Consider the following 13,179-nt stretch of genomic DNA (forward strand, 5'->3'; position numbering starts at 1 on the left):
TCTCATCCTGTGAAATCAATGCGTGCTGAGCACGCCGTGGCCTTCGGCTACGGCAGGTTGTTCAGACCATCCTTAGGAGCGTCGTTGCGCCGATCTCCAGCACCTGCTTAATGAGGGTGGGATCACCATGCGGTAGGCGCACCACGGGCTCCGCCGGATATGGTGCGATCGCCTGGAGTGCCGTCAGCATGGATCTCAGATCATTGGGACCATGTTCGCCGTCGATCAGCAGCCAATCGAACCCTGCGGTCGCGCACAATTCCGCCGCATAGGAATCGGCCAAGCCAAGCCATAGTCCGATCCGCGCGCCCGGCGATGCAATGGCGAGCCTGAAGGCGTTCTTGGGTGCCTGCATCACACGAACCTCACGGAGATCGACCCAAGCTGACCGTAGTCCGCGTGAATGCTGTCTCCCGAAGCGCAAGAGACCGGTCGCGTAAAAGAACCACCGAGCACGATTTCCCCAGCCTCCAGTGTTTCATCGTAAGCGGCGAGCTTGTTCGCGAGCCAGACGATCCCATTTGCGGGGTGCCCAAGTACGCCCGCGCCAAGACCTGTTTCCTCGATCACGCCGTTCTTGAACAGCAGTGCACCCGCCCAGCGCCAGTCGATAGCATGGGGCTTCATCGGGCGATTGCCGAGCACGATGCCGGCGTTCGCCGCGTTATCGGCAATGGTGTCGAGCACCTTTCTCGGCGCCTTGGTATCCCGGTCAAATTGCTCGATGCGAGCATCGATCAGTTCAAGGGCCGGCACCACATAGTCTGTGGCGCGAAGCACGTCGAGAATCGTGACGCCAGGCCCCTTGATGGGCTTCGCCAGGACGAAGGCGAACTCCATTTCGAAGCGTGGAACAATGAAGCGCTCCGCCTCGATCTCCGTGCCCTCCCGGATGACCATGCTGTCCAGCAGTGTTCCGTAATCCGGCTCCGTGATCTGCGACGCAATCTGCATCGCGCGTGAGGTGAGGCCGATTTTGTGGCCAACCACTTGGCGACCGGCTGCCTTCTCCAGATCGATCCATTGCCTTTGGATTGCGTAACTGTCCTCGACCGTCATCTCGGGATGACGTCTGGAAAATTGCGCTACCTGCGCGCGCGCACGCTCTGCTTGCAGAAGCTCGTGCGCTAAGGCGGTATGAAGTGCCGAATCAAGCATTCTTTTGTCTCCACTGGCAGGGAGCATTCCCGCCTGCCTTGATTTGACGCAAGTATCGGCGGCACCCCCGCGCCAAACAATCAATGGATTCAGTGCAATCTTAAAGATTTAGTTGATAATGTACGGATGCCCCTGACTCGCATCACTCTTCGCCAACTGGAAGCGTTTGCCACCGTTGCGGACGCCCACAGCTTCAGCGCCGCCGGCGAGCGGCTCGGACTGACGGCCCAGGCCGTCAGCCAGTTGGTCGCTGAACTCGAGCAGACGTTGGAATTCCGACTGTTTGACCGCACGACGCGTCGCGTCAGCCTGAGCGCGGCCGGCCGGGATTACTTGTCGTCCGCTCAAACGGTCCTCCGACACGCGCAGGCGGCGGAGACGGCAGCACATGACGTGCGGAATCGTGCGGTCGGCATCGTGCGCGTTGGTGCGCCTCTCGTACTTGCATCGGCCGCACTTCCTGCTGCCGTACACGACTACAACCGCGAGCGATCTAGGGTCGTCATCCGGATCCGGGACATACCTGTGGACCACTTAGTGGACAGCGTAGCGTCGGGGGATGTCGACCTTGCCATTGGTCCGGATCGGGCCACGGGCGCTGACGTTGACGCGTTGCCGCTTTTCGAGAGCCCTTGGGTTCTGTGGTGTTCACCCCAACATCCGCTCGCAAGTCGCTCGCGCATCCGGTGGGCCGACTTGAAGGATACGCCGCTCGTTGCTGCAGGACGCGACCACGAACTCAGCGTGGCACAGATGAGACTCACGACGCCAGAAGATGAGCGAGTCATCCCTGTGGATGTCGTGGACAATATCTCCACTGCGTTGGGCATTGCGGCGCAGGGTTCGGCCGCCACGCTGGCCCCCGCCTACGTGAGCGCATTGGCCACGGCGTTTGGCCTGGAAATGCGGAGGGTCGTCGAGCCTGAAACGGTTCGGAAGGTATGCCTCTACCGCCCTCTCGGTCGGGCACTATCTCCCGCAGCAGAGGGCTTCGCCGAGCATGTGGCCGCCTGGCTGCCACACTGGCCGAAGGAGAACTCCCTCGGTTGACCGTTTGATATTCGCGCCTGCGGTTGCGATGGCGGACGAACACTGACGGACGCTGGAGGCAGTTCCATCACTGAGATTGCTGTACATAGCAAGGACCCGCGTACGACTCAATAGCCTCCAATGGCAACCTCGCACCATCCCAGCTACCTTTGGCACCCAAACGCCCAAACGCCCAAACGCACGTGTCGGAGTTCGGCCATCAACAGCCACTGCTCTTTCCGCCCTCAATGGCCAATCAGCGCCGCGTTCCGGCCGTTCGGCGCTCAAGGTAGACCCTCCCCGAGACACGAGGAATTGCCGGTTCTGACACATCGGTCGACGTCACCTGAAGCAATCGCAGCCTTTTGGGTAAGCGATAGACTCAAATTTTTCGCCACTTTACTGACAACTCCGCTTACCTAGCCGATCCCGTCTACCATTTAGACGAAGCGACTGACCGGTAGCGGAACGACCCAGAAGGGTCGGAAGTCGCTTCTGGCGCTGCAGAGTCCGGCCCCAAATGGCCAGCGGATCGAGACCGGCCAGAAGCGGCCTGTACCTCGCCATCGAGGCCTCTAGCTCACCAATGGCGGCTTCCAAGCTCGGAGGGACATCAATTTGGCCGGCCAAAGACGCCCCACTCCACCGAGCGGGGGCGTCTCCCTGTTTAATCCCTGTCAGCTTACCGGATTGCGTGCCATGACGATCCACGCCGCGCCGTTGATCATCACCGACCGCTCGCCGGGGAGGCTCGCGAAGGCGGCACGAACTGCGGCCGAGGCGCGGGCGCGGATTTCGTCGGGCTGATCAGCGAGCGCACGCGACAACGGGCCGACCTCGAGTGACATCTTCACCGCGTCGTCGATCGCAGCGTCCCGCGTCCCGCCCTCGCCGAACGGGACGGAAGCGTCGAAGGGGGCGATAGCAATATCGGTGAAGCCGGCCGCCGTCAGGATGCGTGCCACGCGCCCCCGGTCGCCGAACGAAAACGGGCCGGGCGCTTCGGGATCGGGCAGCGCGCTCGGCGGGACGATGCCCTTGAGCGCGCCCATCGGCAGGCGCACCCAATCGTTCTCGGCCGCGCCGCGCCAGCAGACGAAAGCGACCCGCCCGCCGGGCCGGAGCGCGCGTCGCATGTGGGCGAACGCCGCTATCGGATCGTCGAAGAACATCACCCCGAAACGCGAGAACAGGATGTCGAACGCGCCCTCGGGCAGCTCTGCGCTGCTGGCGTCGGCCACCTGAAACAGGGCCGGCGTATCCTGTTGCGCAAGCGCGCGCGCTCGGCCGATCAGCGGTTCGGATATATCCACGCCCAGCACTTGGCCCCCTGCGCCGACGCGGGCTGCGAGAGCCAGACTCGACGCGCCCGCGCCGCAGCCGATGTCCAGCACGCGCTCACCCGTCGCGGGCGCGGCGGCTTCTATCGCGGCCTGGCCGAACACCGCCACCATAGCGTCGAGCCGGGCCTGGTTGGCGACCCAGCGCTCCCCGCTTTGACCATTCCAGTCACCGACCTGATCGGCACTTTGCTCTGCCATGTCATCTCCTTGACTCGACGATCCGTCCTTCACCGCGCCGATCTACGCCAACCTTTTCGAAGGCGACGACGCAACGGGAGAAAGGAATCTGTGCTCTCAAACAACCATCGACTGCTGGGCGAAGATACCCGCCATCGCGCCCTGCGATGATGCCTGGGTGACCGAGGGCAAGAAGGGCGTGGCGATGTCGCCAGCGGCGTAGATGCCGGGGATGCTGGTTTGGCGGCGCTCGTCGACTTTGAGGACGATGCCAGTGGGCGTATCGACCGTGGCGAGGCCCAGTGATTCATGCAGGCTGGCGGACGGCTTGTTGCGCGGATGGGCGAACAGGACGTCGACCGCGACATTGCGGCGGGTATCGAGATTGACGGTGGTGATATGGCCCTTGTGATGGGCGATCTCGACGATCCGGCCATCCACGACAGGTATGTTGCGGCGCGCCAGGTCGGCCTGGATATCGGCCGCAATGTCATGACCATCGGCGAAGACAGTCAACTTGTCAGTCCAATCGCGGAACAGCTTGGCAGACTGGTGCGACTGTGGGCCGGACCAGACGAGGCCCCAATGCTGGCCGGCGACTTCAAAGCCGTCGCAATAGGGGCAGGGCACGATGGACGTGCCCCAGCTTTCGGCAAAGCCCGGAACATCAGGCATCTGGTCGGCGACGCCATAGCTCAGGATGAGGCGGCGCGCCCTTAGGCTTTCGTGATCGTCAGTGACGACGCAGAAATCGTCGATGGCGCCAGACACGCTCTCGGCCCGAGCATTGACCAGCCTGATCGTTGGATAGCGCGCAAGCTGCTGCCGCGCCTGGACTAGGATGTCCAGCGGCGGCTTGTGATCGTGGCCGAGCAGGCCATGCGAGTGGCCGGCAAAGCGGTTGCGCGGCCGGCCGGTATCGAGAACGGTGACCTTGCGGCGGGCACGGCCGAGCTGCAGGGCGGCGGCGAGGCCGGCAAAGCTGCCGCCGATGATGATGACGTCATTCATGGTGAGGGGCTCCGTGTTGTGGATAGAGGGGTGGCTGGGCCTGGTGCGCAATAACGTCCGGAGATAAGCGCTTGAGACGGTCAGCGAGCAGGGCTTCGGCATTGGCGAGAAAGTTGCCCATGGCTATTGACCGGCCGGACAATGCCGCATTCGTTATCGCCGGGCGGCCCGGGGAAACCTGATTTGGACAACCGGTTGAAACCTACCCTTGGCTTGCGTATTTGCGATACTCCGTGGTATCGTAGTGCAAGAATTTAAATACTGTCAAGTACTGGAATTGTCGTGACCGAAAACAGCCAGGGCCGGCGCGGCCGACCCGCCAACGAGGCGCTTCGCCAAACGATAGTCGACACCGCCTGCGAACTCTTCGTGGAACTGGGTTTTCAAGCGACGACCATGGACAAGGTCGCCCAGCGGGCGAAGATATCCAAGCTAAGCATCTATCGGCACTTCGAGAACAAGGAGGCGCTGTTCAGCGCGGCCATGGTGGCCCGCTGCGAGCAGTTTGCACCGCAGGCCCTTTTCGAAGGCGTCGACGGTTCGGCCGAAGACCAACTCATGGCGGTGGGATCATCCCTGCTTCGCACGCTGTTGAGCCCGGACGTCCGCAGTGTCGAAGCCATGGTTTTGGCCGACAAGACGAATCAAAAGTCGTTAAGCAAGCTCCATTACGAAGCCGGGCCCGCCCATGTCATCGCCCAAATCGAGGCCGTGTTGCGTCAGTTGCACGCGAAAGCGATTCTGAACGTACCCGATGCTCTCCAGTCCGCCCGCTTGTTTGCCGCGCTTTTCAAAGGATCCGATCTCCTGCTTATTGCCCGCTTCGACGAGGCGAGAGCAGAGGACGACAACGAAATCGAATCCTATTGCCGGTCGGCCGTCGCCATGTTCATCGCCGCGCACGGTGGCATCTAAAGATGCCATCGCGGCCGATGAAGAACACGCAGCAGTTGCATACGCTGTTCGCCCTGAGCAACCTATGGATGATGCGTGGACGACTGATGGGCGAGGCCATTGCATGAGCGCAAAAGCCGTCCGCGCGGGCAGGCAGAGGCCGCTTTACACACGATAGCGGCCGCTACTGCGGCCTAAGTGGAACGACGGAGAAGGGTCGGCTACTGCCTGTGGGTCGCGATCGCTTTACTCACTGAAAGGCCCTACGGATGCGCCGGGTGACTTTCGAATTGGGCACACGACTGCTCCCCGAAAGCCGTGACAGATCGGACGGACATTGAGGCGGCCCAGTAAGCGGTAGACCGCGACGATAACCGCTCGCCGACGCCACACGGGCTGGACTCGTCGGCTTCGGGGGCGCTGTCCAGCCACCCCTTCTCCTCATGACGCAGGGCAAGGCTTGTTCGAAGCCCATGCCGCGCAGTTGCGCCGCACCGCAGGACCGCGCGCCGCCGAAGTTGCAGACGGTCACCACGACGGCGGCGATTTCCGACGCGCGGGGGCGAGTTGATCGGCCGGGATGTCGACGGCGCCTTCGTCATGTCCCCCCGCAAGATCCTCCGGTGAACGAACGTCTATGATGGCAAGCGCCCTCCCCTGGCACGCCAGGTCTCGAAGTTGTCCCGGTTCTGCGAATGTGGTTGGATCGTGCAGATCGCTCATGGCAATGGTTGGTCTGAAGCTGAGAATGCAGGTCGATGCTCGCGCATGGAGAGCGCCACCACGACGCCAGAAAGCATCGTGAGCGCGGCAATGGCATAGATGGCCGCGGAAAACCCGAAGCGGTCCGCGATTAACCCCGCGCTCAAGGCACCAATCGCGTAGCCAAGGTCGCGCCAGAAGCGGTAGACGCTGAGCGATCGCGCGCGCCAGTTCGGATGCGAGGCGTCGGACACGGCGGCAATCAGGCTCGGATACACCATCGCCGTGCCCAGGCCGAGCAGCACGGCTGCCAACAGCCACCATGCGAATTGCCCGGTGGCCGCCGTCAGGAACAGGCCCAGCCCCTGTACCCACATGCCCCACACGATCAGCCCCTTGCGTCCCCACCGGTCACTGAGCGGACCCGTGACAATCTGGCCCACGCCCCACACCACGGGATACACCGCCTTCAGGATGCCGATGCGTTCGATGCCGAGGCCCAGCCCAGCAAAGAACAGCGGGAAGATACCCCAGCTCATGCCGTCGTTGAGATTGTTGACAAGCCCGGCTTGCGATGCCGCGAACAGGTTGCGATCCCGGAACGACGTCAGCATGAAGACTTCGCGGAATGACAGTCGGTGCGCCGTGCTCGCTTGACCGCTCACTTCGACGCGCACGTGATGGCGCGTGTCGCGCACCACCAGGACCGACAGCAGGGTACCGGCCATGGCGTAGAACGCTCCGACGTAAATCGGCACCGGGCGCAACCCATACCGGCTGGCCAGATAACCCGTGAGGAATGCTGTCAGACCGACGGCCAGGTAGCCCGCGAATTCGTTCAACCCCACCGCCAGGCCGCGCCCCTTGGGCCCGACCAGATCGATCTTCATGATGACGGTCATCGACCAGGCGAAGCCCTGGCTCAGCCCCAACAAGACGTTGGCTGCGATGACCCATTCCCAGCTCGGCGCCGCAATGATCATGAACGGCACCGGCAGGCCAAGCAGCCAGCCAATGACCAGCACGCGCTTGCGTCCCCAGGAATCGGCGAGTTGGCCCGATACCAGGTTGGCGCAGGCCTTGACCAGGCCGAAGCTCACGATGAACGAGGTGATCAGCGTGGTGGACTGGATATGAAACGTTTCTGAGCCAATCAACGGCACCACTGTCCGCTCGATCCCGACCATACCGCCAACAAAGGCATTGATAAGGATAAGAAGCGAAAACTGGCGCCAGTTCTCGCGCAGGCCCAGACGGATGGCTGTGTCGACAGCTGCAGGGCCGGCCCGCATATCGTTCATGCTGGCTTTCTCGCCGATTGGCCTGCACCTGCCGGCGCCACCTGCTGATGCCCGGCATTGATGGCCCGGATGGTCCCGGCATCGGGCGGAGGCTGCGGAATGTCGGCGTCGGCGAACAGGACATACTCTGCGCCCGCCCTGTCAGCTAGCGCTCTCGCCGAGGAAAGATGATCTGCATGCACATGAGTGTCGATGACGAACGCGATACGCATTCCTCCCGCTTGCGTAGCCTGGAGATACACCTCTGGCTCGCCGATCGGATCGACGATGGCGGCTACGCCCCGGCCACCGCAGCCAATCAGGTATGACGCCCCGACCGGCGTGTCATGGAGAAACTGTCTGAGAATCATGACTTGCGCCTCCGTTCGCTCCATGCAATCATTCAATCGAATTGATGAATGATTGTGCGAAACGCGTCGCGTGTCAATTCACTCGTTCTAGTGACGGTGGCCACTGCGTATGAGTGGACTCCGCGAGGACTCGCCGGGACGGTGGCATACTCCGTGCCCCCCAATGCATCATCAGGAGGTGATATCCATGGCGCAGGTCGGGCCGAAACAGGCCGTCTACGCGAACCTGGCCGAAGTGGCGCAGGCCCTTGGTCATCCGCACAGGCTGGAACTGATCGAACACATCGCCCAAGGGCCTCGCAACGTCGAGGAGCTTGCGCAGGTGGCCGGTCTCACGTTCGCCAATACGTCGCGCCATCTGCAGATTCTGCGTCGGGCCCGACTCGTGAACACGGAGCGGCAAGGCAAGAACGTGCTCTACAGCCTCTCCGGCGAAAGCGAAGTGGTTAGCCTGCTCAAGGCGCTGGGTTGCACTGCCGAGCGCAACATGGCCGAGGTGCGGCAGGTCATGTCGGACTATTTTTTAGCACGCGATGAACTCGCGCCCGTGTCGCGGGAAGCCCTTGCGACGATGCTGGAAGCTGGCATGGTGACGCTGCTTGATGTCCGGCCAGAGCACGAATTCAACCTGGGCCATCTTCCCGGCGCCCTGAACATGCCGCTGGCGGATCTGGAGCGGCGTTTATTGGCGCTTCCAAAGGATCAGGAGATCGTTGCCTACTGTCGCGGACCGTACTGCGTACTGTCATTCGAGGCGGTCGCGGCGCTACGCAAAAAGGGCTACCGGGTGCGGCGACTCGAAGACGGCTATCCTGAGTGGAAAGCGGCGGGTTTTGAAGTGCACATGGGCGGCGAGTGAGATCCCGCATCGTCACGCCGCTCGACCCGGGTTTCTCCATGACCGAGCTTGTCCTCGACTCCGCATTGACATGCCCCCACTGCGGGCACGTGGAAACCGAGACGATGCCGCTCGACGTGTGCCAATGGTTCTACGAGTGCAATGGGTGCCATCGACTCCTGCGACCTAAACCTGGCGATTGCTGCGTCTACTGCTCCTATGGAACGGTTTGCTGCCCGCCCATTCAAGCAAACCGCGGGAGCAATTGCTGCGAGAGGCAGGATCGGTAAGGGCTCGTTATCGTGCCCTTTTGCCGTGGCCCGGAAACGCCAGCGGGCCACCTGATCGGCAATAAGTGCTTAGCTGCTACCCTCGACTCACCCACGCGGCACTTCTTATGCGCCTCGGTAAACGGAATCTTCCAACGACTTCCACAAGTCTTGCATAGTGGGGTTCGTGTTGGATATTGCACGATAGGACCGAATCTCCAGTTGGGCACTCCACTCGTCGCCGCCGGCGCGGACAAGTCGGCCTGCGTCGATCTCCTCGCTGACGGCGCTGAACGGAAGCCAGGCAACCCCGTATCCCTCGACAACCATTTTCATCAGCAACATCGCCATGTCTGTTTCGTAGCAGGCGCGGAAATGGTAGGAGGTATCAACGCTATTCAGGATCACGTCGACCACCCGTCCCATAAAGGTAGTCGCCGTGTAAGCGAGGTATGGCAGAGGGGCAGTTGCGGAGCCAGGCAGTGCAAACGTTGGTGCGCCACGACCGTTCGGCGCAGAAACGGGGATAAACGCTTCATGTCCCAAGGTCAGGCTCACAAATTTGTCCTCGTCCAGTTGCATGGGGACTAGCGGATGGTGGTACCCAATCATCAGATCGCAACTGCCCTCGGCAAGGGCGATGACGGCGTCATGAACATTGGCTGCAACGACGCGGGCGTTGAAATCCCCGGAACTCTGGTGAAACTGCTTCAGCCATTTCGGCAGGAAGGTCAGTGAGAGCGTGTGCCCGGCGGTGATCTGGATCGAGCGTCCAGGCATCCTGGCCTCCTGCCGCAGCGCTGAGCGAACCTCGGTCAGTGCGCCAACCGACTCCTTGCTCTGCTCGCAAAACCGCCGGCCCGCGGCGGTCAGTTCGACCGGATAGGTTCCACGGTCGACCAGTTCGACCCCGACCCAGTCTTCGAGCGATTTGACCCGGCGAGACAGCGCCGACTGGGTGACGAATCGCAATTCGGCCGCGCGGGAAAAGCTTTTGGTCTGCTCGATCGCCAAGAGGTCTTCTATCCACTTCAGTTGCAATTGTGACGCTCCTCGTGCCGCGCAGCACATCCGGTGTTGCCGCTACGGTAAACCCGACCATTGCCTGCATTACGCGCAAAAAAGGGACTTTCACCCCGCTTTATAGTGGCTTAATAGTATTTCATGCGACGCTTTATAAAAATATTCCGATATGGAATAGTTTGAGTGTACATCCTCATCACCTCGGTTTCCTTGCGCTCCTAGAATCCGGTTGCGCCAATCAGGCGCACTGATGAGGAACGCGATGAGCAAGCAAGAGATTTTCAAGGGGACGCGACGCGAGCACGATTTGCTGGGCTACCGCGAGGTGCCGGCAAACGCGTACTACGGCATCCATACCCTGCGGGCGCTAGAAAATTTCCCGATTTCTGGCGACCCGATTTCGAAGTATCCCGAACTGATTGTCGCCCTGGTCGACATCAAGGAGGCAGCCGCACTCACGAACCGGGACCTCGGCCTGCTGGATGACGCGCGCTGCCAGGCCATCGTGGAGGCCTGCAAGACGATCCGCACAGGCCAGCACGCTGAACAGTTTGCGGTGGATCTCATCCAGGGTGGCGCCGGGACCTCGACGAACATGAACGCCAACGAGGTCGTCTGCAACAAGGCGCTGGAACTGCTCGGTCACCAGCGTGGGGAGTACGAGGTTCTGCACCCCAACGAACACGTCAACATGAGTCAATCGACCAATGACGTCTACCCGACCGCCTTGAAGGTTGCGACTTATCGCAGTGCGCTCCGCCTGCTGGACCAGATGTCGCTCCTGGAAGCCTCGTTCGAACGCAAGGCGACAGAATTCCGCACCATGCTGAAAGTCGGCCGTACGCAGTTGCAAGATGCCGTGCCGATGACGCTTGGCCAGGAATTCGCCACGTACGCGGTCATGCTCAACGAAGATCGCCAACGACTGGCCGAGGCGCTCCCACTGATCAGCGAGATCAACCTCGGCGCGACCGCGATTGGTACCGGCATCAATGCCCACCCGGAGTATGCAGTCCGCGTTTGTCAGCACCTCTGCTCCATCAGCGGTCTGCCGTTGCATACGGCCCCCTACCTGATCGAGGCGACGCAGGACTGCGGCGCGTTCGTGCAATTGTCGGGTGTTCTCAAGCGCATCGCCGTCAAGCTTTCCAAGGTGTGCAACGACTTGCGCCTGCTGTCGAGCGGCCCGCGCTCGGGATTCGGCGAAATCAACCTGCCTCCCGTCCAGGCCGGATCGAGCATCATGCCGGGCAAGGTCAATCCCGTGATTCCGGAAGTCGTGAACCAGGTGGCCTTCGAAGTCATTGGCAACGACATGACCATTACGATGGCCGCCGAGGCCGGCCAGCTGCAGCTCAACGCCTTCGAGCCGGTTATTGCCTATTCGCTGTTCCGCAGCATCAGCCACCTGACTCAGGCATGCGCCACGCTGGATGAAAAGTGCGTGCGTGGCATTACGGCAAATCCCGAGCATATGCGCGAGATGCTGGACCGCTCGATCGTCCTGGTGACCGCGTTGAATCCCTACATCGGTTACGCCAATTCAACGGAAGTTGCACGGGAAGCCCTGGAAACCGGACGCAAGGTGGCTGACATCGTTCTCGAACGCGGATTTCTCTCGGCAGCAGCGCTGGCGGAGATCCTGCGACCCGAGGTCCTGACTGCGCCACGTGCACCGGTTGCACTCAACCAATAAGGCATCAGGAATCGTCAGAATTCCTGGCAACACCATCAGCAGGTGGAGGAAACAGTGAATACAAAAAAATTGACCACGCAAATCGTGGTAGCAATGGTGGCGGGCATCGCCGTCGGCTGGCTATGCCATCACCTGGCGAAAGACGCCCAGGCGGCCAAGGAGATTGCTGGTTACTTCGGTATCGTGACCGACATCTTCCTGCGCATGATCAAGATGATCATTGCCCCCCTGGTATTCGCCACCCTCGTTGGCGGCCTGGCCAGCATGGCAGATGGCGGCGCAGTAGGCCGGATCGGCCTGAAGGCCATGATCTGGTTTGTCTCGGCCTCGGCCATCTCGCTGGCGCTCGGCATGCTGTTGGTCAATCTGTTCCAGCCCGGTGCCAGCCTGAACCTGGCATTGCCTGACGTGGGTGCGGCCACCAACCTGAAGACGGGGGATTTCAGCCTCAAGGGATTCTTCACCCATGTGTTCCCGAAGAGCATCTTCGAGGCCATGGCCAACAACGAGATTCTGCAGATTCTCGTGTTCTCCCTCTTCTTTGGCGCGGCACTTGCGTTTGTGAAAGGCGGCGGCAAGTCCACCATCGCCAGCGGCATCGAAGAACTGACAAAGGTAATGTTCCGCATTACCGACTACGTGATGCGTTTCGCCCCCGTAGGCGTTTTTGCCGCCATGGCAGCATCCATTACGGTAGAGGGCATCGGCGTACTGGCCAGCTACGGCAAGCTGGTGGGCGAGTTCTATCTCGGCCTCGCCATCCTGTGGGCCATCCTATTTGGCATTGGGTTCCTGTTCCTGGGCCGCAGCACCGGCAAGCTCGCGAGCCTGATCCGTGAGCCGATCCTGCTGGCATTCTCGACGGCCAGCAGCGAGTCCGCCTATCCGAAGACCATCACGGCGCTCGAGCGGTTTGGCGTATCCAAGCGCGTCTCGAGCTTCGTCCTGCCGCTGGGTTATTCGTTCAACCTGGACGGTTCGATGATGTACCAGGCCTTTGCGGTGATGTTCATTGCGCAGGCATACAACATCGAGCTGACGCTGATGCAGCAGTTGACGATTCTGCTGGTCCTGATGGTGACCAGCAAGGGAATGGCCGGGGTCGCACGCGCGTCACTGGTGGTCGTGGCCGCTACGCTTCCCATGTTCAATCTGCCGGAGGCCGGCCTGCTGCTGATTATCGGCATCGACCAATTCTTCGACATGGGCCGCACGGCTACCAACGTCGTCGGTAACAGCGTTGCTACCGCCGTAGTGGCCAAGCTGGAAAACGAGATTTCGCCAATACCCGATGAGGCACTGGTGCCAGGTGAAGCGCACGGTACTTACACCGCGCAACGCACCCCTGGTACGTCAGCCGGCTAAACTTTCACAGGGACACAAAGGGG

At 61.4% G+C, this 13,179-nt stretch carries 12 protein-coding genes and 2 pseudogenes; 7 read left to right on the plus strand and 7 right to left on the minus strand.

Translation table 11 applies throughout. The features are described from left to right. Nucleotides 1–73: 73 nt before the first annotated feature. A pseudogene (locus J8I34_RS29135) lies at nucleotides 74–355 on the minus strand (aldolase/citrate lyase family protein); the annotation flags it as partial. After that, nucleotides 355–1,158: a 2-oxo-hept-4-ene-1,7-dioate hydratase gene (gene hpaH, locus J8I34_RS29140; protein ID WP_209807649.1), complete on the minus strand. Its 804-nt coding sequence runs from the start codon at nucleotides 1,156–1,158 to the stop codon at nucleotides 355–357. The pseudogene J8I34_RS29135 and the gene hpaH, both read right to left, overlap by 1 nt. A gap of 126 nt (nucleotides 1,159–1,284) precedes the next feature. On the opposite strand from hpaH, the gene J8I34_RS29145 reads away from it, so the two are divergent. Beyond that, nucleotides 1,285–2,208, plus strand: coding sequence for a LysR family transcriptional regulator (locus J8I34_RS29145; protein ID WP_029049205.1), 924 nt, complete (start codon nucleotides 1,285–1,287; stop codon nucleotides 2,206–2,208). A gap of 656 nt (nucleotides 2,209–2,864) precedes the next feature. On the opposite strand, the gene J8I34_RS29150 is transcribed toward J8I34_RS29145, so the two are convergent. Beyond that, the gene (locus J8I34_RS29150; RefSeq protein ID WP_209807650.1) at nucleotides 2,865–3,728 is read right to left on the minus strand and encodes a class I SAM-dependent methyltransferase; all 864 of its coding nucleotides are present in this window, start codon (nucleotides 3,726–3,728) and stop codon (nucleotides 2,865–2,867) included. Between the two features lie 96 nt (nucleotides 3,729–3,824). Continuing rightward, a complete protein-coding gene (locus J8I34_RS29155; RefSeq protein ID WP_209777446.1) occupies nucleotides 3,825–4,718 on the minus strand; it encodes an NAD(P)/FAD-dependent oxidoreductase in 894 nt (297 codons plus the stop codon). A gap of 282 nt (nucleotides 4,719–5,000) precedes the next feature. On the opposite strand from J8I34_RS29155, the gene J8I34_RS29160 reads away from it, so the two are divergent. After that, nucleotides 5,001–5,633 carry a TetR/AcrR family transcriptional regulator gene (locus tag J8I34_RS29160; protein ID WP_013958643.1) on the plus strand — a complete coding sequence of 211 codons (633 nt, stop codon included), beginning with the start codon at nucleotides 5,001–5,003 and terminating at the stop codon, nucleotides 5,631–5,633. Further along, nucleotides 5,621–5,740 (plus strand): annotated as a pseudogene (locus tag J8I34_RS29165) (IS5/IS1182 family transposase); the annotation flags it as partial. The gene J8I34_RS29160 and the pseudogene J8I34_RS29165, both read left to right, overlap by 13 nt. 591 nt (nucleotides 5,741–6,331) lie before the next feature. Here J8I34_RS29165 and J8I34_RS29170 read toward each other — a convergent pair. Continuing rightward, a complete protein-coding gene (locus tag J8I34_RS29170; RefSeq protein WP_371748163.1) occupies nucleotides 6,332–7,615 on the minus strand; it encodes an MFS transporter in 1,284 nt (427 codons plus the stop codon). Next, complete coding sequence (locus tag J8I34_RS29175; protein ID WP_209807651.1) at nucleotides 7,612–7,965, minus strand: MBL fold metallo-hydrolase; 354 nt, start codon at nucleotides 7,963–7,965, stop codon at nucleotides 7,612–7,614. The genes J8I34_RS29170 and J8I34_RS29175 overlap by 4 nt, the downstream gene beginning before the upstream one ends. A gap of 187 nt (nucleotides 7,966–8,152) precedes the next feature. Between J8I34_RS29175 and J8I34_RS29180 the strand changes: the two genes are divergently transcribed. Further along, nucleotides 8,153–8,824, plus strand: a complete 672-nt coding sequence (locus J8I34_RS29180) for an ArsR/SmtB family transcription factor (protein WP_029049209.1) — start codon at nucleotides 8,153–8,155, stop codon at nucleotides 8,822–8,824. Nucleotides 8,825–8,862: 38 nt separating this feature from the next. Next, entirely contained in the window at nucleotides 8,863–9,093 is a 231-nt protein-coding gene (locus tag J8I34_RS34935) for a GDCCVxC domain-containing (seleno)protein (RefSeq protein WP_084402562.1), read from the plus strand. 105 nt (nucleotides 9,094–9,198) lie between these two features. Here the strand turns inward: J8I34_RS34935 and J8I34_RS29185 are convergent, their stop codons facing one another. Then, the gene (locus J8I34_RS29185) at nucleotides 9,199–10,113 is read right to left on the minus strand and encodes a LysR substrate-binding domain-containing protein (RefSeq protein WP_209777449.1); all 915 of its coding nucleotides are present in this window, start codon (nucleotides 10,111–10,113) and stop codon (nucleotides 9,199–9,201) included. Nucleotides 10,114–10,357: 244 nt separating this feature from the next. Between J8I34_RS29185 and aspA the strand changes: the two genes are divergently transcribed. Both aspA and J8I34_RS29195 read left to right on the plus strand, forming a co-directional pair. Continuing rightward, the gene (gene aspA / locus J8I34_RS29190; protein ID WP_209777452.1) at nucleotides 10,358–11,791 is read left to right on the plus strand and encodes an aspartate ammonia-lyase; all 1,434 of its coding nucleotides are present in this window, start codon (nucleotides 10,358–10,360) and stop codon (nucleotides 11,789–11,791) included. A 54-nt stretch (nucleotides 11,792–11,845) separates the two neighbouring features. After that, nucleotides 11,846–13,156, plus strand: coding sequence for a dicarboxylate/amino acid:cation symporter (locus J8I34_RS29195; RefSeq protein WP_209777466.1), 1,311 nt, complete (start codon nucleotides 11,846–11,848; stop codon nucleotides 13,154–13,156). Nucleotides 13,157–13,179 lie beyond the last annotated feature (23 nt).

Origin of the sequence: Cupriavidus phytohabitans (assembly GCF_017815025.1) — a bacterium.
In the GTDB taxonomy this organism is placed as follows: Bacteria; Pseudomonadota; Gammaproteobacteria; order Burkholderiales; family Burkholderiaceae; genus Cupriavidus.